Source organism: Nocardioides alkalitolerans DSM 16699, from assembly GCF_000426525.1.
Classification (GTDB): domain Bacteria; phylum Actinomycetota; class Actinomycetes; order Propionibacteriales; family Nocardioidaceae; genus Nocardioides; species Nocardioides alkalitolerans.
In genome coordinates this window covers 276,707-297,349 of sequence record NZ_AUFN01000012.1, presented here as the reverse complement: position 1 = coordinate 297,349, position 20,643 = coordinate 276,707, and the positions used below count along the sequence as shown (strand labels likewise).

The window sequence follows — 20,643 nt, the reverse complement described above, 5'->3', positions numbered from 1 at the left end:
CGATGCGTTCATGAGGTGAGAAGTGGCCACAGCAGGAGTTCGTTCGTTCCGCGCCTGCGTCGCGGGCATCGCTGCGGGATCACTGGTGCTGGTCGGCTGCGCCGACAGCGAGCGGGGTGAGGGCGACGACCGCAACACGTTCGTCTTCGCCGGCTCCGAGGCGCCGAAGACCCTCGACCCGTTCTACGCCTCCGACGGCGAGACGTTCCGCGTGACGCGGCAGCTCTACGAGGGCCTCGTCGGCACGAACCCGGGGGAGGTCACGCCCGCCCCGCTGCTCGCCGAGTCGTGGGAGCAGTCGGAGGACGGTCTCTCCTACGAGTTCGAGCTCAAGTCGGGCGTCACGTTCCACGACGGCACGCCGTTCGACGCCGAGGCGGTCTGCGCCAACTTCGACCGGTGGTACAACACCCCGGAGAACCAGCAGACCGACGACAAGGCCTACTACTACGGCAAGCTCTTCCGCGGCTTCGCGACCGGCCCGACCGCCGACGCGGCCATCTACGGCGGCTGCACCGCCGACGCCGAGACGACCGCCACGGTGACCCTGACGTCGCCGTTCGCCGGCTTCATCGCCGCGCTGTCGCTGCCGGCCTTCTCGATGCAGAGCCCGACCGCGCTCGAGGAGTACCAGGACGACGCGGCCGACAACGTGCTGACGACCGACTACAGCACCCAGCACCCGACCGGCACCGGTCCCTTCCAGTTCGGTGCCTGGGACCAGGGCAGCGGCGAGGTGCGGCTCGAGCGGTACGACGACTACTGGGGCGACGTGGCCCAGGTCGACGAGGCGATCATCGTGCAGATCGAGTCGCCGCGCGGTCGGGCGGACGCGCTGCGCAACGGCGAGATCGACGGCTTCGACCTCGTGGGACCGGCCGACGTGGCGCCGCTGCAGGACGACGGCTACCAGATCGAGAACCGCGACCCGTTCAACATCCTCTACCTCGGCTTCAACCAGGCGCAGGAGCCGTTCGGCGACATCCGGGTGCGCCAGGCGATCGCGCACGCCATCGACAAGGAGGCGGTCATCGCCGCCTCGATGCCCGAGGGCACCCTGCCGGCCGACCAGTTCGTGCCGGAGCTCGTCATGGGCTACGCCAACGACGTGACCCAGTACGAGTACGACCCGGAGCTCGCGGAGCAGCTGCTCGCAGAGGCCGGCGCCACGGGCGCGACCATCACGTTCAACTACCCGACGAACATCAGCCGGCCGTACATGCCCCAGCCGGAGGACACGTTCAACGCGATCCGCAGCCAGCTGGAGGCCGTCGGCCTCGTCGTCGAGCCGGTCTCGAACGAGTGGAACGACTACATCCCGCAGGTGCAGGCCACGGAGGACCACGGCATCCACCTGCTGGGCTGGACGGGCGACTACGACGACACCGACAACTTCCTCGGCGTCTTCTTCGGCCAGCAGAGCCAGGAGTTCGGCTTCGACGACCCGGCGCTCTTCGAGGAGATCGCGGCCCCGCGGTCGCTGCCCTCGCCCGAGGAGCAGGAGCCGCTCTACCAGCAGGTGAACCGCGACGTCATGGACCTGCTGCCCGGTGTCCCGATCGCCAGCCCGGTGCCCTCGCTCGCGTTCGCGCCCGAGGTCGACGGCTACCAGACGAGTCCCGTGCAGGACGAGGTCTGGAACAACGTCACCGTCGGGGAGTGACCGGCCCCGGCGCACCCGGCGGGGCGGGTGCTGATCTCCCGACCCGTCGACGAAGGGGCTGAGGCGCGTGCTCAGGTTCGTGGTCCGCAGGCTGCTCCTGCTGGTCCCCGTGCTGATCGGGCTCTCCGTCCTGCTCTTCGCGTGGGTGCGCGCGCTCCCCGGGGACCCGGCCCGGTCCCTCCTCGGGGAGCGCGCCACCGACGCGGGGGTGGAGCGGATCAACGAGGTCTACGGGTTCGACCGGCCGCTGGTCGAGCAGTACGTCAGCTACGTCGGCGCGCTCCTGCGCGGTGACTTCGGCACGTCCATCCAGACGGGGCGGCCGGTGACGGAGTCGTTCATCGACTACTTCCCGGCCACCATCGAGCTGGCGGTGACGGCATTGCTGTTCGCGGTCGTGATCGGGGTGCCGCTCGGCTACCTCGCCGCGCGCCACCAGGGCCGCTGGCTCGACACCACGGTGGTCACCGGGTCGCTGCTCGGCGTCGTGACGCCCGTCTTCTTCCTCGCCATCCTGCTCAAGCTCGTGTTCGCCAACTGGCTGGGGTGGCTGCCGACGGGCCTGCGGCAGGACCCCCGCATCGACGCCACGCACGTGACGAACTTCTACGTGCTCGACGGCTTCCTCACGCAGGAGTGGGACGCGGCCTTCAACGCCATGGCCCACCTCGTGCTGCCGGCGATCGCGCTCGGCACGATCCCGCTCGCGATCATCGTGCGGATCACGCGGGCGGCCGTGGCCGACGTGCTCAACGAGGACTACGTGCGCACCGCCCACGCCAAGGGCCTCGCGGCGGCGACGATCTCGCGACGCCACGTGCTGCGCAACGCCCTGCTGCCGGTCGTCACGACCATCGGTCTGCAGGCGGGCCTGCTGCTCTCGGGCGCGGTGCTGACCGAGACCGTCTTCTCCTTCAACGGCATCGGCTCCTACCTCTTCACCGCGATCACCCGGCGCGACTACCCCGTCCTGCAGGGGTTCATCCTGTTCATCGCGCTCCTCTACTGCCTCATCAACCTGCTGGTCGACGTGGTCTACGGCCTCATCGACCCCCGAGTGAGGGCCGCATGAGCATCCCCATCCCCCCGGCCGGCCCGAGCACCACGCCCGGTGCCTCCGTCGCGCTCGACGACAAGGACCTCGAGGGCGGGCTCAGCCTGTGGCAGGGGGCGTTCCGGCGGCTCCGCCGCAGTCCCACCGCCTGGTGCGGCGCCGTCATCGTCGCGCTGTTCGTCGTGGTGGCGGCCGCCGCGCCGCTGCTGACGTCGTACCAGCCCGGCTCGACGCAGTGGGCCGGCGACGTCACCACCACCGAGATCCCCGGCCCCTCGGCCGACCACTGGCTGGGGCTCGACCGCTACGGCTCCGACCTCTGGACCCAGCTGGTCTACGGCGCGCGCCAGTCGCTCCTGTACGGCGTCATCTCCACCGTGCTCGGCCTGGCGGTGGGCGCGACGCTGGGGGCGCTCGCCGGCGGCTTCGGTGCGGTCGGCGGCCGGTTCGGCACCGTCGTCGACGCCACGATCATGCGGCTCGTCGACATCATGCTGGCCGTGCCGAGCCTCCTGCTCGCCGTGAGCATCGCGGCGATGCTGGGCCAGAGCGGCACCGCGGTCGTCATCGCCATCGGTGCCGCCCAGGTGCCGGTGTTCGCCCGGCTGCTGCGCGGCTCGATGCTGGCGCAGGGCAAGGCCGACTACGTGCTGGCCGCCAACGCGCTCGGGCTGCGCCGCTCGCGCATCGTGATGAGCCACATGCTGCCCAACTCGATGGGCCCGACGATCGTCCAGGCGACGCTCAACCTCGCCACCGCGATCATCGAGGTCGCCGCCCTGTCCTACCTCGGCCTCGGGGCGCCCGACCCGGCCATCGCCGAGTGGGGCCGCATGCTCGTCGCCGCGCAGGACCGCTTCGACGACGCGGCCCGGCTCGCGATCCTGCCCGGGGTGGCCATCGCCATCACCGCGCTCGGCTTCACGCTGTTCGGCGAGGCCCTGCGCGAGTCCCTCGACCCCCGAACGCGGAGGTGAGCCCCGTGGCCGTCCCGACCACGACGTCCCCCACGCCCGAGCCCGTCCCGGGCGGTGGTGCGGGGCCCGCGACGCCCGGTGCCCCGTTGCTGGAGGTCCGCGACCTGCGGGTCCGCTTCACCGGCCGCGACCGGGCGGTCACCGCCGTCGACGAGGTGTCGTTCACCGTCTCGCCGGGCCAGAACGTCGGCCTGGTGGGGGAGTCCGGCAGCGGCAAGTCCGTGACCTCGATGGCCGTCATGGGTCTGCTCCCGCGGCGCGGCGTCGAGGTGAGCGGGCAGATCCTCTTCGACGGGGAGGACCTGCTGCTCGCCGACCGCAAGCGCCTCGACCGGCTGCGGGGCCGCGAGGTCGCGATGGTCTTCCAGGACCCGATGACCTCCCTCAACCCCGTCGTGCCCGTCGGCACCCAGATCGGCGAGGTGCTGCAGCGGCACTTCGGGATGCGGCGCAAGGAGCGGCGGGAGCGCGCCGCCGAGCTGCTCGCGAAGGTCGGCATCCCCGACCCCCGGCGCCGCCTCGACGACCACCCCCACCAGCTGTCGGGGGGCATGCGCCAGCGCGTCCTCATCGCCATCGCCCTGGCCTGCGAGCCGCGCCTGCTCATCGCCGACGAGCCGACGACGGCGCTCGACGTGACCATCCAGGCCCAGGTGCTCGACGTGCTCGCCGAGCTCGTCGACGAGGCCGGGGCGGCGCTGCTCCTCATCACCCACGACCTCGGCGTCGTCGCCGGCGTCTGCGACGAGGTCAACGTGATGTACGCCGGCCGCATCGTCGAGCAGGCGCCGCGCCGCCCGCTCTTCCGCAGTCCGGCGCACCCCTACACCGGGGGGCTGCTGGCGAGCATCCCGCGCCTCGACACCCCTCGCGGACGCCCGCTGACCCCGATCCCCGGGTCGCCGACCCAGACGGTGCCGTGGACGGACGCGTGCGCGTTCTCGCCCCGCTGCGCCCACGCCGACGACACCTGCCGCACGACGTCGCCCCGTCTCGAGCACGCCGACGGCCGAGGGCTGCGGTGCTTCCACCCGCTCACCACCCCGGCCGCCCTCACGAAGGAGCTGTGATGACGGCACCGACCGCACCGGAGACGGGCGACGCGCTGCTGCGCGTCCGCGGGCTCAAGGTCCACTACCCGCTGAGGGGCCGCGGCGGGCGCGGCCGGGCGGTGAAGGCGGTCGACGGCGTCGACCTCGACGTGCCGGCCGGCTCCACCCTCGGCATCGTCGGCGAGTCCGGCTGCGGCAAGTCGACGCTCGGCCGCGCCATCCTGCGCCTGGCGCCGGTGACCGAGGGCACCGTGGAGTTCGACGGCACCGACCTCGCGAGCCTGCGGGGCGAGGAGCTGCGCCGCCACCGTCGCGACCTCCAGATGGTGTTCCAGGACCCGCTGGCCAGCCTCAACCCCCGCCAGTCGGTCGAGACGATCCTGTCCGAGCCGTTGCGGGCCCACGGCCTGCCGGCGAGCACCGAGCGCGTCGCGGCGCTGCTCGAGCAGGTCGGGCTGCCCCGGTCGGCGGCCCGCAAGTACCCCCACGAGTTCTCCGGTGGCCAGCGCCAGCGCATCGGCATCGCCCGCGCGGTGGCGCTCGAGCCGCGCCTGGTGATCGCCGACGAGCCCGTCTCCGCGCTCGACGTCTCCATCCAGGCGCAGGTGCTCAACCTGCTGGAGGACCTCCAGGAGGCGCTCGGCCTCGCCTACCTCGTCATCGCCCACGACCTCGCCGTGGTGCGGCACGTCTCGGACGAGGTGGCCGTCATGTACCTCGGCGGCGTGGTCGAGCAGGCGGCGTCCGACGACCTCTACGACCTGCCGCTCCACCCCTACACGCGGGGGCTGATGTCGGCGGTGCCGGTGCCCGACCCCGACGTGGAGGACGGCCGGCGGCGTCTGCTGCTTCAGGGGGACCTGCCGTCACCGGCGGACCCGCCGTCGGGGTGCCGCTTCCACACCCGCTGCCCGTTCCGCCAGGAGACCCGCTGCGACACCGACCGGCCCGAGCTGCGCCTGGTCGACGTGACCGGAGCGGGCGCCGGCCACCGGGTGGCGTGCCACTTCGCGGAGGACATCGAGGCCGGACGGATCACCCCGCACGAGGTCACGCCGGAGGAGGCGGCGGGGGAGCCGACCGACCCGGCTCCGGACCCGGTGGGCGCGGCAGGCTGACCGGGTCGGGCAGGTCGACGGGCCCGGGCCCGTCGACGGACCCCGGCGCGACGTCGGCGGCGGGCAGCGGCGGGGGAGTGCCGCCGTACTCCGGGCACAGCGACCGGTGGCTGCACCAGGAACACAGCGGACCCTTGCGCGGCAGCCAGGTGCCGCTCGTGCGCGCCTCCGAGATCGCCTCCCAGACCGCCTCCACCTTGCGCTCGCACGCCAGCAGGTCGGCCTCGTCGGGCTCGTAGCGCACGACGACGCCGTCGCCGAGGTACACGAGCTGGAGCACCGACGGCACGACGCCGCGCGTGCGCCACAGCACGAGGGCGTAGAACTTCATCTGGAAGAGCGCCTTGGCCTCGAACCCGGGGCGGGGCGACCTGCCGGTCTTGTAGTCGACCACGCGGAGCATGCCGTTCGGCGCCTCGTCGAGCCGGTCGACGAACCCGCGCAGCAGCAGGCGGGAGCCGGTGACCGTCTCGACGTAGAGCTCCCGCTCGGCCGGCTCGAGGCGCCGGGGGTCCTCCAGCCCGAAGTAGCGCGCCAGGACCGTGCGGCAGGTCGCCAGCCACGCCTCGTGGTCGAGCCCGTCGGCCTCGAACTGCGCCGCGATCTCGGGGCGCTCGGCGACGACCTGCTCCCACGCCGGCTCGAGCATGGCCTCGCTGCGCTCCGCCGTGCGGTCGGCGGCGTCGAGGTCGAAGAGCAGCTCGAGCACCTTGTGCACGACCGTGCCCCGCACCGCGTCGGGCGAGACCACCTCGGGGAGCCGGTCGACGTGGCGGAAGCGGTAGAGCAGCGGGCAGGTGAGGAAGTCGGAGGCCCGGCTGGGCGAGAGCGAGCCGACGACGTCGGCCGAGGGCGGGAGCGCGGACGCCTGGTCGGCCGGCGACCCCTCCGGCCCGGACGCGGTCGTCGGGCCGGGCGCGGTCATGGCCCTCACCCTAGGACGGCCCGCTGACAGCGGCCCGGCTGCGGGTCGTCGGCTAGCCTCGGGCAGGTGGACGCGCCCCCTCCTCCGACGCCGCACGAGCCGACGTCGCCGGAGCGACCCCGGCGCCCGCAGCCCCCGCGACCGGCCGGCACGATCCGCATCGGCTCCATCGCGGGCAGCGACGTGCTGGTGTCGGCCTCCTGGTTCCTGGTCGCCGGGCTCATCGCCGTCGTGATGGCCCCGCGCGTCGAGGCCGTGCAGCCCGGCCTGGGCGCCGGCAAGTACCTCGCCGGCGTCGCCTTCGCGGTGATCCTCTACCTCTCGATCCTGCTGCACGAGGCGTCCCACGCGATCGCCGCCCGCCACTACGGCTACCGGGTCTCGTCGATCACCCTCCACTTCCTCGGCGGCATGACGGCCGTCGAGTCCGAGGCCCGCAGGCCCCGCGAGGAGTTCGTGATCGCCGTGGTCGGTCCGCTCACCTCGATCGTGGTCGGGCTCGCCGGCGTCGGGTTGTGGTTCGTCACCCCCGACGGTCTGCTGCTCCTGGCCGTCGAGGGCCTCGCGGGCGCCAACCTGCTCGTCGGCGTGCTCAACCTCGTGCCCGGCCTGCCGCTCGACGGCGGCCGGGTGCTCAAGGCGGGGGTCTGGCAGCTGACGGGCAGCCGCGACCGCGGCACCCTGGCGGCCGGCTGGGGCGGCCGGGTCGTGGCGGTGGTGCTGCTGTTCGGCTGGCCCCTCGTGCTGCGCGAGGTGATCGGGGTGCAGCCCACGCTGCTCGACTTCGTGCTGGCGGGCGTGGTGGCGGCCTTCCTCTGGATGGGCGCCACCTCCGTGATCCGCACGACCAGGATCCGCCAGCGCATCCCGTCGCTCGTGGCCCGTGAGCTCGCGCGCCGACCGGTGCTCGTGCCCGCCGACGTGTCGGTGGCCGAGGCCGTCCGTCGGGCCCAGGCCACGGAGGCCGGCGGCATCGTCACGGCCGGGCCCGACGGTCGCCCCGTCGGCATCGTCAACGAGGCCGCCCTGCTGAAGATGCCCGAGGAACGGCGCCCCTGGGCCGCCGTCTCCACCGTGAGCCGCACCCTCACCGACGGCATGCGGCTGCCCGCCGACCTGCACGGCGACGCCCTGGTCGACGCGCTGCGCGAGCAGCCGGCGAGCGAGTACCTGCTCGTCGAGGCCGACGGGTCGACGTACGGCGTGCTCACCGTGCGCGACCTCGACCGCTCCATCCGCGGCGTCCCCGTCTGAGCCCTGCTCGCCCCGTGCGCCGTCGTCGGTGCGGCCCCGGGGCCGCGCGGCCACTACCCTTCCCCGCATGCCTGACGACGTGCCCGAGAACGTGACCGCCCCCGAGCCCCACCCGGACGACGTCCCGCCGGAGGCCTGGTCGGGCGTGCACCGCGGCCCGCTGCGCGAGGGCGAGTGGGTGCGGCTGACCGACCAGAAGGGCCGGCGCCACAACATCTGCCTGGTGGCGGGCAAGCAGTTCTTCACCAACCGCGGCAGCCTCGACCACGACGACCTCATCGGTCGCGAGGAGGGCTTCACCCTCACCTCGACCGCCGGCGGCGAGTACCTGGTGTTCCGCCCCCTGCTCTCGGAGTTCGTCGTCTCGATGCCCCGGGGCGCGGCCGTCGTCTACCCGAAGGACGCGGCGCAGATCGTCGCGCTCGCCGACATCTACCCGGGCGCCCGGGTGGTCGAGGCCGGGGTCGGCTCCGGCGCGCTCACCTGCTCCCTGCTCCGGGCCGTCGGCCCCTTCGGCGCGGTCACCTCCTACGAGCGCCGCGAGGAGTTCGCAGAGGTCGCGCGACGCAACGTGACCCAGTTCTTCGGCGCCCCCGAGGGCCAGACGCACCCGGCGTGGGACCTGCGGCTCGGCGACCTCGCCGAGGAGCTGCCGGCGCGCGGCGAGCGGGCCGACCGGATCATCCTCGACATGCTCGCGCCGTGGGAGTGCGTCGACGCGGTCGGCGACGCCCTCACGCCGGGCGGCATCGTCTGCGCGTACGTCGCGACCACCACCCAGCTGAGCCGCGTCGTCGAGACGCTCCGCGCCCACGGCGGGTTCACCGAGCCGCAGGCGTGGGAGTCCCTCGTGCGCGACTGGCACGTGGAGGGCCTCGCCGTACGCCCCGGCCACAAGATGATCGGCCACACCGCGTTCCTCGTGACGGCCCGCCGGATGGCCCCGGGCGAGCGTCCCCCGGTCAAGCGTCGTCGGCCGGCCCCCGGTGCGTACGGCGTCGACTACTCCGGTCCGCGCCCCGCCGACCTGCCTGCGCAGGTGGCCGAGGAGACCGTGGAGGACTGAGCCACCTCTCCGTCCGGGCAGTTGTGCCGGGCCGCACGGAGCCCTCCGGATCCGTGCGGCCACGGGTCGGCGTCGACAGCGACCGAATCGTGACGAACTTCCGTGGACGATCCCTTCCGTGGGAGGTCTGCGCGAGTAGGGTCGAAGACACCCTCAGGAGGTGACGACCATGTCGACGTCCGACAGTGCAGGGGCCGGCCAGGAGCAGGCTGCAGAGCTTGTCCGCCAGGTGCGTGCCCTCGAGTCCGAGATCGCCGAGCTGCGCCGCCGGGTCACCGACGTGCCCGGCAGCAACCGTGGGTGGGAGCTGCGCCTCAGCGACACCCAGCGCTCCCTCGCCGCCGTCACCAGCCAGAACGAGCGGCTGGCGAGCACGCTGCGGGAGGCCCGCGACCAGATCACCAAGCTCAAGGAGGAGGTCGACCGCCTCGCGCAGCCGCCCAGCGGCTTCGGCGTCTTCCTCGAGCGCAACGAGGACGACACGGTCGACATCTTCACCGGCGGCCGCAAGCTGCGCGTGTCGGTGAGCCCGAACGTCGAGCTCGACGACCTCCGCAAGGGCCAGGAGGTCCTGCTCAACGAGGCCCTCAACGTCGTCGCGGCCTTCGACTTCGAGCAGGTCGGCGAGGTCGTCATGCTCAAGGAGGTGCTCGCCGACCGTCAGCGCGTGCTGGTGATCGCGAACGCCGACGAGGAGCGCGTCGTGCGCCTCGCCGACCCGCTGCTCGACGAGAAGCTCCGGGCGGGCGACTCGTTGCTCCTCGACTCCCGCGCGGGCTACGTCTACGAGAAGGTGCCGAAGTCCGAGGTCGAGGAGCTCGTGCTGGAGGAGGTGCCCGACATCGCGTACGAGTCGATCGGCGGGCTCCGCGGCCAGATCGAGCAGATCCAGGACGCGGTCGAGCTGCCCTACCTCCACCCCGACCTGTTCGTCGAGCACGAGCTCAAGGCGCCGAAGGGCATCCTGCTCTACGGCCCACCCGGCTGCGGCAAGACGCTGATCGCGAAGGCCGTGGCCAACTCGCTGGCCAAGAAGGTCGCCGCGAAGACGGGGCAGGAGGGCAAGTCCTTCTTCCTCAACATCAAGGGCCCCGAGCTGCTCAACAAGTACGTCGGCGAGACCGAGCGCCACATCCGGCTCGTCTTCCAGCGCGCCCGGGAGAAGGCCTCGCAGGGCACGCCCGTCATCGTCTTCTTCGACGAGATGGACTCGCTCTTCCGCACCCGTGGCTCCGGTGTCTCCTCCGACGTGGAGAACACGATCGTGCCGCAGCTGCTGAGCGAGATCGACGGCGTGGAGACGCTGGAGAACGTGCTCGTCATCGGTGCGTCCAACCGCGAGGACATGATCGACCCCGCGATCCTGCGGCCCGGCCGCCTCGACGTGAAGATCAAGATCGAGCGCCCCGACGCGGAGTCGGCACGCGACATCTTCAGCAAGTACCTGACGACGAGCCTGCCGCTGCACCTCGACGACCTCGCCGAGTTCGGCGGCGACCGCCAGGGCTGCGTCGACGGCATGATCCGCGCCACCGTGGAGCGCATGTACACCGAGAGCGAGGAGAACCGTTTCCTCGAGGTGACCTACGCCAACGGCGACAAGGAGGTCATGTACTTCAAGGACTTCAACTCCGGCGCCATGATCCAGAACATCGTCGACCGGGCGAAGAAGATGGCGATCAAGGACTTCCTCGACCTCGACCAGAAGGGGCTGCGCGTGCAGCACCTCCTGCAGGCGTGCGTCGACGAGTTCAAGGAGAACGAGGACCTGCCGAACACCACCAACCCGGACGACTGGGCGCGCATCTCCGGCAAGAAGGGCGAGCGGATCGTCTTCATCCGCACGCTCATCACCGGCAAGCAGGGCACGGAGCCCGGTCGCTCGATCGACACGGTGAGCAACACCGGTCAGTACCTCTGACCTGCACGACTGCAGCACGACGGGCCCGGCGGCCGGGAGGGCGCCGGGCCCGCGGCGTACGCTCGCAGCATGAGCGTCCGTCGCGTGATGGGGTCCGAGGTCGAGTACGGGATCAGCGTGGTCGGGGAGCCGACGGCCAACCCGATGACGGCCTCGTCGCTGGTGGTGAACGCCTACGCCAGCTCGACCCTGCGGGCTCGACGGGCGCGGTGGGACTTCGAGGAGGAGTCGCCGCTGCGGGACGCCCGCGGGTTCGACATGAGCCGCGCCCAGGCCGACCTGAGCCAGCTCACCGACGAGGACCTCGGCCTTGCCAACGTCATCCTCACGAACGGCGCGCGGCTGTACGTCGACCACGCCCACCCCGAGTTCTCCACCCCCGAGGTCGTCACCCCGCTCGACGTCGTGCGCTGGGAGAAGGCGGGGGAGCAGATCATGTACGACGCCACCCTCCGCGCCGCGTCGCTGCCCAAGGGCCAGCAGATCGTGCTCTACAAGAACAACACCGACAACAAGGGCGCCTCCTACGGCACCCACGAGAACTACCTGATGCGGCGCTCGACCGCGTTCGCCGACATCGTGCGTCACCTGACGCCCTTCTTCGTCTCGCGCCAGGTGGTCTGCGGCGCCGGCCGCGTCGGCATCGGGCAGGACGGCCGCGACCACGGCTTCCAGATCAGCCAGCGCGCCGACTACTTCGAGGTCGAGGTGGGCCTCGAGACCACGCTGAAGCGCCCGATCATCAACACCCGCGACGAGCCGCACGCCGACCCGGACAAGTACCGCCGCCTCCACGTGATCATCGGTGACGCGAACCTCTCCGAGGTCTCGACGTACCTCAAGATCGGCACGACCGCCCTCGTGCTCTCGATGATCGAGGACGGGTTCATCACCGCCGACCTGACGCTCGAGACCCCGGTGTCGGCGCTGCGCGCGGTCTCGCACGACCCGTCGCTGAAGCAGCTCGTCGCCCTGCGGGACGGGCGCAAGCTGACCGCCGTCCAGCTGCAGCGGGTCTACCTGGAGCTGGCGCACGCGTACGTCGACGAGCGCCTCGGCGGCGACGCCGACGAGCAGACCAAGGACGTCCTGGTGCGCTGGGGCTCGGTGCTCGACCGCCTCGAGCAGGACCCGTTCCTGCTCGCCGGCGAGCTCGACTGGGTCGCGAAGCTCCAGCTGCTGCGCTCCTACCGCCAGCGCGACGGGCTGGGCTGGGACGACGCGAAGCTGCAGCTCGTCGACCTGCAGTACTCCGACATCCGTCCGGAGAAGGGGCTCTACCACCGGCTGGTGCGCGCGGGCCGCATGGAGCGGCTGCTCTCCGACGAAGAGATCACGAGCGCGATGCACGACCCGCCCGCGGAGACCCGCGCCTACTTCCGGGGACGGTGCCTGGAGAAGTTCCCGCAGAACGTGGCCGCCGCCTCGTGGGACTCGGTGATCCTCGACCTGCCGGGCCGCGAGTCGCTGCAGCGCATCCCGACGATCGATCCGCTGCGCGGCACCCGCGCCCACGTGGGCGAGCTGCTCGACCGGAGCGAGACCGCGGAGCAGATGTTCACCGCGCTCACCGGGTAGCGGGCTAGGGTCGAAACAACAGCCGCAGGGCGAGCCGGAGGAGGGTCAGGTCATGGCACAGGAGCACAAGCAGCCCCGCAGGTCGACCGACGACGAGACGTCGACGACCGAGGAGGTCCAGACCGACGTGGCCGAGCGCAAGGAAGCGCTCGACGGCGACGTCGACGACATCCTCGACGAGATCGACGAGGTCCTGGAGTCCAACGCCGAGGACTTCGTGAAGTCGTTCATCCAGAAGGGCGGGGAGTGACCGTTGAGCGTTGAGCCGTCGACCGGTGGACGCCTGCCCGCGTCCTACCTGACCCCCGGCACCTCGTCCTTCGCCGACTTCGTGGGCCGCGAGGCGCCCGACCTGCTGCCGGGGCGCCGCGCGCTCCCCGCGCAGCAGGCGGCCTCCGACCTCGCGCCGCACGGCACGACCATCGTCACCCTGACGTTCCCCGGCGGCGTGCTGATGGCGGGCGACCGGCGCGCGACCATGGGCAACATCATCTCGTCGCGCGACATCGAGAAGGTGTTCCCCGCCGACGAGTTCAGCTGCGTCGGCATCGCCGGCACCGCCGGGCTCGCCGTCGAGATGGTGCGCCTGTTCCAGCTCGAGCTCGAGCACTACGAGAAGATCGAGGGCACGACGCTCTCGATGCAGGGCAAGTCCAACCGGCTCGCCGCCCTCATCCGCGGCAACCTGGGGCTCGCCATGCAGGGTCTCGCGGTGGTGCCGCTGTTCGCGGGCTACGACCACGACACCGAGACGGGTCGGATCTTCAGCTACGACGTCGTCGGCGGCCGCAGCGAGGAGACCGGCTTCCACGCCGTGGGCTCCGGCTCGCTGTTCGCGCGCGGCTCGCTGAAGAAGCTCTACCGCACCGACCTCGACGCCCGCACCGCCGCGCTCGTGGCGCTGCAGGCGCTGTACGACGCGGCCGACGACGACTCGGCCACCGGCGGACCCGACCTGGCGCGACGCATCTTCCCGATCGTCCACGTCATCACGGCCGACGGCGGCAACCGGCTGCCGGAGGACGAGGTCAGCGCGCTGGCCGACGACGTGGTAGCCGGACGGTTCCTGCGGCCGGACGGGCCGGCCGCCCGGGTGGAGGGTGACGCACGATGAGCATGCCGTTCTACGTCTCTCCCGAGCAGCAGATGAAGGACCGCGCCGACTTCGCGCGCAAGGGCATCGCCCGCGGTCGCTCGGTCGTCGCCGTGCAGTACGCCGGCGGGGTGCTGTTCGCCTCGGAGAACCCGTCGCAGGCGCTGCACAAGGTCTCGGAGATCTACGACCGGATCGCGTTCGCCGCGGTCGGTCGCTACAACGAGTTCGAGTCGATGCGCATCGCGGGTGTCCGGCTCGCCGACATGCGCGGCTACTCCTACGACCGTCGTGACGTGACGGGGCGCAGCCTCGCCAACGCGTACGCCCAGACCCTCGGTGCGATCTTCTCCTCGGGCGGGGAGAAGCCGTACGAGGTCGAGATCTTCGTCGCGGAGATCGGGGAGACGTCGGCCGGCGACCAGATCTACCGGCTCACGTACGACGGCCAGGTCTTCGACGAGCAGAAGTACGCCGTCATGGGCGGCGCCGCCGACGTCGTCGGCTCCTACCTCGAGGAGCACTACGTCGCCGGGGCCGACCTGACGGGCGCCCTGCGGCTCGCGGTCGCCGCGCTGGGCCACACCAAGGACGAGCGGGGCGAGGAGGCCGACCGCAGCATCGGCGTCGAGCAGCTCGAGGTGGCCGTGCTCGACCGCTCCCGGGTGCAGCCGCGCAAGTTCCGCCGGCTGCGCGCGCCGCAGCTCGCCGAGCTGCTCGGCGCGCCCGAGCCCGCGGCCGACCCGGCGTCGCCGCCGGCTGCGGACGACAGCCCGGAGACGGCGGAGGTGCCGCCGTTCGAGCCCCCGGAGGCCGGCCCGGAGAACCCGCTGGCCGACCCGCCGACGGGCCCGACGCCTCCGGCGGACGGTCCTCCGGCCGGCGACCAGCGGCCACCGATCGCGCCCTGAGCGCGGGCCGGGAGACCGGCGCCCCACGAGCCCGACCACGAGTGAGCCCGGACCGCACGTTGCGGTTCGGGCTCACTTCGGTGTGTGCCCTCCCGCGTGCCCAGGTGAGACGTAGTGTGCGTTCATGGACCGGCGTATCTTCGGCATCGAGAACGAGTACGGCGTCACGTGCACGTTCCGCGGGCAGCGGCGGCTGAGCCCCGACGAGGTGGCGCGCTACCTCTTCCGCCGCGTGGTCTCCTGGGGCCGCAGCAGCAACGTCTTCCTCCGCAACGGGGCCCGCCTCTACCTCGACGTGGGGAGCCACCCGGAGTACGCGACGCCCGAGTGCGACGACATCGCCGAGCTCGTGGCCCACGACAAGGCGGGCGAGCGCGTCCTCGAGGGCCTGCTGATCGACGCCGAGCAGCGGCTCCACGACGAGGGCATCGCCGGCGACATCTACCTCTTCAAGAACAACACCGACTCGGCCGGCAACTCCTACGGCTGCCACGAGAACTACCTCGTGGGGCGGGCCGGCGAGTTCAGCCGCCTCGCCGACATCCTCATCCCCTTCCTGGTGACCCGGCAGATCGTCGTGGGCGCCGGCAAGATCACGCAGACGCCGCGGGGCGCGGCGTACTCGGTGAGCCAGCGGGCCGAGCACATCTGGGAGGGCGTCTCCAGCGCGACGACGCGCAGCCGACCCATCATCAACACCCGCGACGAGCCCCACGCCGACGCCGAGAAGTACCGGCGCCTCCACGTGATCGTCGGCGACTCGAACATGAGCGAGACCACGACGCTGCTGAAGGTGGCGAGCTGCGACCTCGTGCTGCGGATGATCGAGGAGGGCGTCGTGATGCGCGACCTCACGATGGAGAACCCGATCCGGGCGATCCGCGAGATCTCGCACGACGTGACCGGCCGTCGCAAGGTGCGCCTGGCCAACGGCCGCGAGGCCAGCGCCCTCGACATCCAGAACGAGTACCTCACGAAGGCCCGCGACTTCGTCGACCGCCGCCAGATCTCCACGCCCGTCATCGAGCAGGCGCTCGACCTCTGGGAGCGGGGCCTCAAGGCCGTCGAGTCCGACGACCTCGGGCTCGTCGACACCGAGATCGACTGGGTCATCAAGTGGAAGCTCATCGACGCCTACCGGGCGAAGCACGGCCTGTCGATGAGCCACCCGCGGGTCGCCCAGCTCGACCTGGCCTACCACGACATCCGCCGCGACCGCGGGCTCTTCTACCTGCTGCAGAAGCGCGGCCAGACGGCGCGCGTCACCACCGACCTCAAGACCTTCGAGGCCAAGTCGGTGCCGCCGCAGACCACCCGGGCCCGCCTGCGCGGCGAGTTCATCCGCAAGGCCCAGGAGCGCCGCCGCGACTTCACCGTCGACTGGGTGCACCTCAAGCTCAACGACCAGGCCCAGCGCACGGTGCTCTGCAAGGACCCGTTCCGGGCGTACGACGAGCGGGTGCAGCGCCTCATCGACGGCATGTGACCCGACCGGTCGGCACGTCGCCGGGGTGGCGACCGTGACGCGGGGACGCGCTCGGTAGGGTGACCGCGCCCCAGTCGTGGATCGTGGAAGTTGGTGTTCTGTCGTGCGCTCTGCTCCGCAGCGTCCGGGTCGACGCTCGTCGGCCCTCCTGCTCGCCGCCGTCCTGCCCCTCGCGGGCCTGGCCGCGTGCGGCTCCGACGACGACAGCGGTGCGGGTGCCGACTCGCTGACGGTCTCCGGGACGTTCGGCCAGGAGCCCGAGGTCGAGTTCGACGGCCAGATCGACCCCGACGGGTTCGACTCGACCGTCGCCATCGAGGGTGACGGCGCCGAGATCGAGGAGGACGACGTCGCCCTGATCAGCGTCTGGGTCGGCAACGGCTTCACCGAGTCGAAGGCGTACGACACGTTCGCGAGCGGCCCCGGCGTCTTCCGCATCACCACGGCGGCCCCGTCGCCGACGGAGGCGCAGGTCCTGCAGCAGGGCCCGTTCGCCGGCGTCGTCGACCCGCAGACCTTCGCCCTCCCCACCTCGATCGTCGAGAGCCTGGTCGGCAAGAAGGCCGGCTCCCGCGTCGTGGTGGCGAGCGACTCCGACGACGCGTTCGGCGCGCTCGGCCAGCCGGGCATCGGCATCGGCAACAAGGACGGCGTCGTCTTCGTCGTCGACGTGCTCGCCACGGCGCTGGACGGGCCCGAGGGCACCGACGTCGAGGCCCCCGCGGGCACCCCGGCCCTCATCGAGGAGGGCGCCGCCGTCACCGGCTTCGACTTCACCGACGCCACGCCGCCCACCGACGAGCTGCAGGTCATCCCGCTCGTGGAGGGTGACGGTCCGGTCGTCGAGGAGGGTGCCACCCTCATCGCGAACTACCTCGGTCAGGTCTTCGAGGGCGAGGCCCCGTTCGACGAGTCCTACTCCGGCGGCCTGCCCCGCTCGTTCGTGGTCGGCGGCCCGCTGGCCGGCGTCATCGAGGGCTGGAACCAGAGCCTCGTCGGTCTCAAGGCCGGCAGCCGCGTGGTGCTCGTGATCCCGCCGGAGCTGGGGTACGGCGCCGAGGGCAACGAGGGCGCGGGCATCACGGGCACCGACACCCTCTACTTCGTGGTCGACGTGCTCGGCTCCGTCGTCGTGCCCGAGCCGCTCCCGGTCGAGGAGCCCACCACCGAGCCCACCGACCCGACCGCCACCGACCCGGCCGCCACGGACCCGGCGGCGACCGAGCCGGCCGACCCGAGCGCCACGGATCCCGCCGCGACCGAGCCGGTCGACCCCTCGGCCGAGCCCTCCGTCGCGCCCACCGAGTGACGACGGACTGACCTCCCCGTGCCCCTGCCGAAGAGCGAGCGCCTGCTGAAGCTGCTCATCATGCTTCTCGTGCAGCGGCACTACGTCCCGAAGGAGCGCATCCGCGAGGTGCTCTACGCGGACTCCACCGACGAGGCGTTCGAGCGGATGTTCGAGCGCGACAAGGAGGAGCTCCGCAGCCTCGGCGTGCCGCTCGAGGTCGGCCAGCGCGACCCGCTGTTCGACGACGAGCCCGGCTACCGCGTGCAGCCCGGCGAGTTCGCGCTGCCCGACCTGGTGCTCGAGCCAGACGAGGCCGCCGTGCTCGGCGTCGCCACGAAGGTGTGGGAGAGCGCCCGCATGGCCGACGCGACCCGGGAGGGCCTCCGCAAGCTGGCCGCGGCCGGCGTGCCCGTCGACCTGCTCGGCGGCGACGAGGCCCTCGGCGGGGTCGCGCAGCCGCGCCTGGCGTCGGTGGAGCCGACGTTCGACCAGTTCTTCGCCGCGGTGCAGGAGCGGCGTGACGTGCGCTTCGACTACCGGGGCTCGAAGGACGCCACGCCGGTCCGACGCCACCTCCAGCCGTGGGGCATCGCCCGCTACGCCGGCCGCTGGTACGTCGTGGGGTTCGACCTCGACCGCGACGCCGAGCGGGTCTTCCGGCTCTCCCGGGTGGTCGGTGACGAGATCACCGCCGGGGAGCGGGACTCGTACGAGCCCCCGGAGGGCGTCGACATCGGCGAGGTGGCCCGCCGTCTCGCCCCGCCGCCGCCGGCGGGGGAGCAGGCCGTCCTGCTCGTACGGCGCGGGTCGGGCTTCGCGCTGCGGCGCGACGCCGCGGAGGTCGAGATCGGCGTCGACGGCCCGGACGACGCGTCCGACTGGGACCGCGTCGTGCTCGACCGCTCCGACACGACCGTCGCCGAGCTGGTGCTGAGCCACGGCCCCGACGTCGTCGTCCTCTCCCCGTCGTCCCTGCGCGACACCGTGGTCGCGCGGCTGCGCCGTCTCGTCGAGGTCGGCGCATGAGCCCCGCCCCCCACGTGCCGCACGCCCAGCTGCAGGTGGCCCGCCTGCTGGCGCTGGTGCCGTACCTGCACTCGCGCGGCGCCGTGCACCTCGAGGAGGCCGCCCGCGACCTCGGCGTGCCGCCGGCGCAGATCGTGAAGGACCTGCGGGTGCTGCTCATGTGCGGCCTGCCGGGCGGCTACCCCGACGACCTCATCGACGTCGACCTCGACGCCCTGCTCGACGCCGACGGCGACCGGGTGATCCGGGTGTCGAACGCCGACTACCTCGACCGCCCGCTGCGGCTCACGCCGACGGAGGCGTCCGCGCTCGTCGTCGCGCTCCGCTCCGTGCGCTCCGGGTCGGGCGAGGAGACCCGGGCGGTCGTCGACCGGACGCTCGCGAAGCTCGAGGGCGTGCTGGGGCGGGGGGCGGCGGTCGTCGAGCCGGGCCTCGACGCCCCGGAGGAGGACGCGGCCGACCCCACGGTGCTGACGATCCTCGAGCGGGGCGTCGCCGAGGGCCGCCAGGTGCGGCTCACCTACCACGTGCACGCTCGCGACGAGGTCTCCGCACGCACCGTCGACCCGCGGGGCGTCGCCGAGGAGGGCGGACGGCTCTACCTCGACGCCTGGTGCCACGCGGCCGAGGCGCCGCGGCTGTTCCGGGTCGACCGCATCCACGACGCCGAGCTGCTCGAGACGCCGGTCGTGACGGCGCCCGAGCCGGTCCGCGACCTCTCGACCGAGCTCTTCGTGCCGCCGCCCTCGAGCGTGCTGGTGACGTTGCGCCTGGGCGCCGAGGCACGCTGGTTCCCGGAGTACTACCCGGTGGAGGAGACGCGGACGGCGGCCGACGGGTCGCTCGAGGTGGACCTGCACGTGGCCGACCGGCGCTGGCTCGAGCGGCTGCTGCTCCGTCTGGCGCCCGCGGCGCACGTCGTACGACCACGGGAGTTCACCGAGGCGTTGACAGCACGTGCACAGGCGACCCTCAGCCTCTACGAGTGAGGACGCGTACGATGGACGAGACCGCGACCGAGGAGATGTGAGGAACCATGACTGAAGCTCTCGTGGCAATGCCCGGTGGCTGGGAGCTCGTGCTGATCGTGCTCGTGATCATCCTGCTGTTCGGGGCGCGCAAGCTGCCCGAGCTGGCGCGGGGCACCGGTCAGGCGCTCCGGATCTTCAAGTCCGAGACCAAGGGCCTGACGGACGACGACGACGACAAGGCGGCCGGCACCACCGGCACCAACGCCGCCGGTACGACGGGCGACACGGCCGGCACGACCGCGCGCCCGAGCCTCGAGGCCCGTCAGGTCGAGGACGGTGCTGCGCTCCGCGACGAGCGGCGCGACACCACCAACGGCTGAGCGGCGCGACCGAAGCCCCGTGAGCGTCAAGGGACTACTCCGCCTCTTCTCCACCCAGCCCCAGCACGCCGTCGGTGCCGACGGACGGATGGCGCTGTCCGACCACCTGCGTGAGCTGCGCGCCCGCGTGCTGCGCATCATCGTCATCTGGATCGTGGCGCTGATCGTGGCGCTCTTCTTCTTCGACGAGATCTTCGACCTCGTCCTGATGCCCTACACCGACGCCCAGGAGAAGCTGGGCGCGGACGTCACGCAGGCGACCATCGCCGGCGCCGGTGGTCCGCTGATCCTCTACCTCAAGGTGTGCGGGCTCGCGGCCCTGGTGCTGACCAGCCCGTTGTGGCTGAGCCAGATCTGGGGCTTCATCGTGCCCGGCCTGCACTCGCACGAGCGCAAGTGGAGCCGCGTGTTCGCGGCTGTCGCCGGCCCGCTCTTCCTCAGCGGCGTCGCAGTGGGCTACCTGACCCTGCCGAAGGGTCTCGAGATCCTCATCGGGTTCACCCCGGCCGACCTCACCAACCTCGTCGAGTTCGGCGACTACCTGACGTTCCTCGTGCGCACGCTGCTGGTCTTCGGCGTCGCCTTCGAGATCCCGGTGTTCCTGATCCTGCTCAACCTCGCGGGCGTGCTGCCGGGCAAGATCATCGGGCAGTACCGACCGTGGTTCATCATCGGCATCTTCCTCTTCGCCGCCATCGCCACGCCCTCGACCGACCCGTTCACGATGCTCTTTCTGGCCGTCCCGATGTGCATCCTCGTCGCGATCTCCGAGGTGATCACCCGCTTCCTCGACCGCCGCAAGGCGGCCGCGTCGCCGTACGCGGGGCTCTCGGACGACGAGCCCTCGCCGATCTGAGGCCCGCCCCGGCTACCGTGG

Annotated in this window: 19 protein-coding genes; 18 read left to right on the top strand and 1 reads right to left on the bottom strand. The window is 72.1% G+C overall.

Annotated features, from left to right (window positions below; translation table 11 throughout):
* The first annotated feature begins 22 nt into the window (after positions 1 to 22).
* The 5 genes from K329_RS0111210 to K329_RS0111190 all read left to right on the top strand — a co-directional run bounded on the left by K329_RS0111210 (position 23) and on the right by K329_RS0111190 (position 5,864).
* The gene (locus K329_RS0111210) at positions 23 to 1,663 is read left to right on the top strand and encodes an ABC transporter substrate-binding protein (protein ID WP_052336764.1); all 1,641 of its coding nucleotides are present in this window, start codon (positions 23 to 25) and stop codon (positions 1,661 to 1,663) included.
* Positions 1,664 to 1,730: 67 nt separating this feature from the next.
* Positions 1,731 to 2,735: an ABC transporter permease gene (locus K329_RS0111205; protein WP_028473111.1), complete on the top strand. Its 1,005-nt coding sequence runs from the start codon at positions 1,731 to 1,733 to the stop codon at positions 2,733 to 2,735.
* Entirely contained in the window at positions 2,732 to 3,694 is a 963-nt protein-coding gene (locus tag K329_RS0111200) for an ABC transporter permease (protein ID WP_028473110.1), read from the top strand. The genes K329_RS0111205 and K329_RS0111200 overlap by 4 nt, the downstream gene beginning before the upstream one ends.
* A gap of 5 nt (positions 3,695 to 3,699) precedes the next feature.
* Positions 3,700 to 4,764 (top strand): ABC transporter ATP-binding protein, encoded by a 1,065-nt coding sequence (locus tag K329_RS0111195; protein ID WP_245596523.1) that lies wholly within the window; start codon positions 3,700 to 3,702, stop codon positions 4,762 to 4,764.
* On the top strand, positions 4,764 to 5,864 hold the full coding sequence (locus K329_RS0111190) for an ABC transporter ATP-binding protein (protein WP_028473108.1): 1,101 nt from the start codon (positions 4,764 to 4,766) through the stop codon (positions 5,862 to 5,864). The genes K329_RS0111195 and K329_RS0111190 overlap by 1 nt, the downstream gene beginning before the upstream one ends.
* On the opposite strand, the gene K329_RS26235 is transcribed toward K329_RS0111190, so the two are convergent.
* Complete coding sequence (locus K329_RS26235; RefSeq protein ID WP_084541213.1) at positions 5,797 to 6,789, bottom strand: RecB family exonuclease; 993 nt, start codon at positions 6,787 to 6,789, stop codon at positions 5,797 to 5,799. The genes K329_RS0111190 and K329_RS26235 overlap by 68 nt on opposite strands.
* Before the next feature lie 66 nt (positions 6,790 to 6,855).
* Here K329_RS26235 and K329_RS26230 point away from each other — a divergent pair, with 66 nt between their 5' ends.
* The 13 genes from K329_RS26230 to tatC all read left to right on the top strand — a co-directional run bounded on the left by K329_RS26230 (position 6,856) and on the right by tatC (position 20,622).
* Positions 6,856 to 8,043, top strand: a complete 1,188-nt coding sequence (locus K329_RS26230; RefSeq protein ID WP_043643028.1) for a site-2 protease family protein — start codon at positions 6,856 to 6,858, stop codon at positions 8,041 to 8,043.
* A 67-nt stretch (positions 8,044 to 8,110) separates the two neighbouring features.
* A complete protein-coding gene (locus K329_RS26225; protein WP_157571681.1) occupies positions 8,111 to 9,109 on the top strand; it encodes a tRNA (adenine-N1)-methyltransferase in 999 nt (332 codons plus the stop codon).
* A 169-nt stretch (positions 9,110 to 9,278) separates the two neighbouring features.
* Positions 9,279 to 11,030, top strand: coding sequence for a proteasome ATPase (gene arc, locus K329_RS0111170; RefSeq protein WP_028473107.1), 1,752 nt, complete (start codon positions 9,279 to 9,281; stop codon positions 11,028 to 11,030).
* Positions 11,031 to 11,099: 69 nt separating this feature from the next.
* Complete coding sequence (gene dop / locus K329_RS0111165; RefSeq protein WP_043643027.1) at positions 11,100 to 12,608, top strand: depupylase/deamidase Dop; 1,509 nt, start codon at positions 11,100 to 11,102, stop codon at positions 12,606 to 12,608.
* Between the two features lie 52 nt (positions 12,609 to 12,660).
* The gene (locus K329_RS0111160) at positions 12,661 to 12,858 is read left to right on the top strand and encodes a ubiquitin-like protein Pup (RefSeq protein ID WP_028473105.1); all 198 of its coding nucleotides are present in this window, start codon (positions 12,661 to 12,663) and stop codon (positions 12,856 to 12,858) included.
* A 3-nt stretch (positions 12,859 to 12,861) separates the two neighbouring features.
* Positions 12,862 to 13,722, top strand: a complete 861-nt coding sequence (gene prcB, locus K329_RS0111155; protein WP_043643026.1) for a proteasome subunit beta — start codon at positions 12,862 to 12,864, stop codon at positions 13,720 to 13,722.
* A complete protein-coding gene (gene prcA, locus K329_RS0111150; RefSeq protein WP_028473103.1) occupies positions 13,719 to 14,612 on the top strand; it encodes a proteasome subunit alpha in 894 nt (297 codons plus the stop codon). The genes prcB and prcA overlap by 4 nt, the downstream gene beginning before the upstream one ends.
* A 124-nt stretch (positions 14,613 to 14,736) precedes the next feature.
* Positions 14,737 to 16,098, top strand: a complete 1,362-nt coding sequence (gene pafA / locus K329_RS0111145) for a Pup--protein ligase (RefSeq protein WP_028473102.1) — start codon at positions 14,737 to 14,739, stop codon at positions 16,096 to 16,098.
* A 103-nt stretch (positions 16,099 to 16,201) separates the two neighbouring features.
* Positions 16,202 to 17,407, top strand: coding sequence for an FKBP-type peptidyl-prolyl cis-trans isomerase (locus tag K329_RS0111140; protein WP_028473101.1), 1,206 nt, complete (start codon positions 16,202 to 16,204; stop codon positions 17,405 to 17,407).
* An 18-nt stretch (positions 17,408 to 17,425) separates the two neighbouring features.
* Positions 17,426 to 18,415 carry a helix-turn-helix transcriptional regulator gene (locus tag K329_RS0111135; RefSeq protein WP_028473100.1) on the top strand — a complete coding sequence of 330 codons (990 nt, stop codon included), beginning with the start codon at positions 17,426 to 17,428 and terminating at the stop codon, positions 18,413 to 18,415.
* Entirely contained in the window at positions 18,412 to 19,404 is a 993-nt protein-coding gene (locus tag K329_RS0111130) for a helix-turn-helix transcriptional regulator (protein ID WP_043643024.1), read from the top strand. Before K329_RS0111135 ends, K329_RS0111130 begins: the two co-directional genes overlap by 4 nt.
* Before the next feature lie 47 nt (positions 19,405 to 19,451).
* On the top strand, positions 19,452 to 19,766 hold the full coding sequence (gene tatA, locus K329_RS29535; protein WP_052336763.1) for a Sec-independent protein translocase subunit TatA: 315 nt from the start codon (positions 19,452 to 19,454) through the stop codon (positions 19,764 to 19,766).
* 19 nt (positions 19,767 to 19,785) lie between these two features.
* Positions 19,786 to 20,622, top strand: a complete 837-nt coding sequence (gene tatC / locus K329_RS0111120) for a twin-arginine translocase subunit TatC (RefSeq protein WP_028473097.1) — start codon at positions 19,786 to 19,788, stop codon at positions 20,620 to 20,622.
* Positions 20,623 to 20,643 lie beyond the last annotated feature (21 nt).

Bases quoted from the DNA above. Each gene is read 5' to 3' on its own strand.
- K329_RS0111200 (WP_028473110.1), top strand. From the start codon at position 2,732: ATGAGCATCCCCATCCCCCCGGCCGGCCCGAGCACCACGCCCGGTGCC.
- K329_RS0111190 (WP_028473108.1), top strand. From the start codon at position 4,764: ATGACGGCACCGACCGCACCGGAGACGGGCGACGCGCTGCTGCGCGTC.
- K329_RS26235 (WP_084541213.1), bottom strand. From the start codon at position 6,789: ATGACCGCGCCCGGCCCGACGACCGCGTCCGGGCCGGAGGGGTCGCCG.
- K329_RS26225 (WP_157571681.1), top strand. From the start codon at position 8,111: ATGCCTGACGACGTGCCCGAGAACGTGACCGCCCCCGAGCCCCACCCG.
- arc (WP_028473107.1), top strand. From the start codon at position 9,279: ATGTCGACGTCCGACAGTGCAGGGGCCGGCCAGGAGCAGGCTGCAGAG.
- dop (WP_043643027.1), top strand. From the start codon at position 11,100: ATGAGCGTCCGTCGCGTGATGGGGTCCGAGGTCGAGTACGGGATCAGC.
- K329_RS0111160 (WP_028473105.1), top strand. From the start codon at position 12,661: ATGGCACAGGAGCACAAGCAGCCCCGCAGGTCGACCGACGACGAGACG.
- prcA (WP_028473103.1), top strand. From the start codon at position 13,719: ATGAGCATGCCGTTCTACGTCTCTCCCGAGCAGCAGATGAAGGACCGC.
- pafA (WP_028473102.1), top strand. From the start codon at position 14,737: ATGGACCGGCGTATCTTCGGCATCGAGAACGAGTACGGCGTCACGTGC.
- K329_RS0111130 (WP_043643024.1), top strand. From the start codon at position 18,412: ATGAGCCCCGCCCCCCACGTGCCGCACGCCCAGCTGCAGGTGGCCCGC.
- tatA (WP_052336763.1), top strand. From the start codon at position 19,452: ATGACTGAAGCTCTCGTGGCAATGCCCGGTGGCTGGGAGCTCGTGCTG.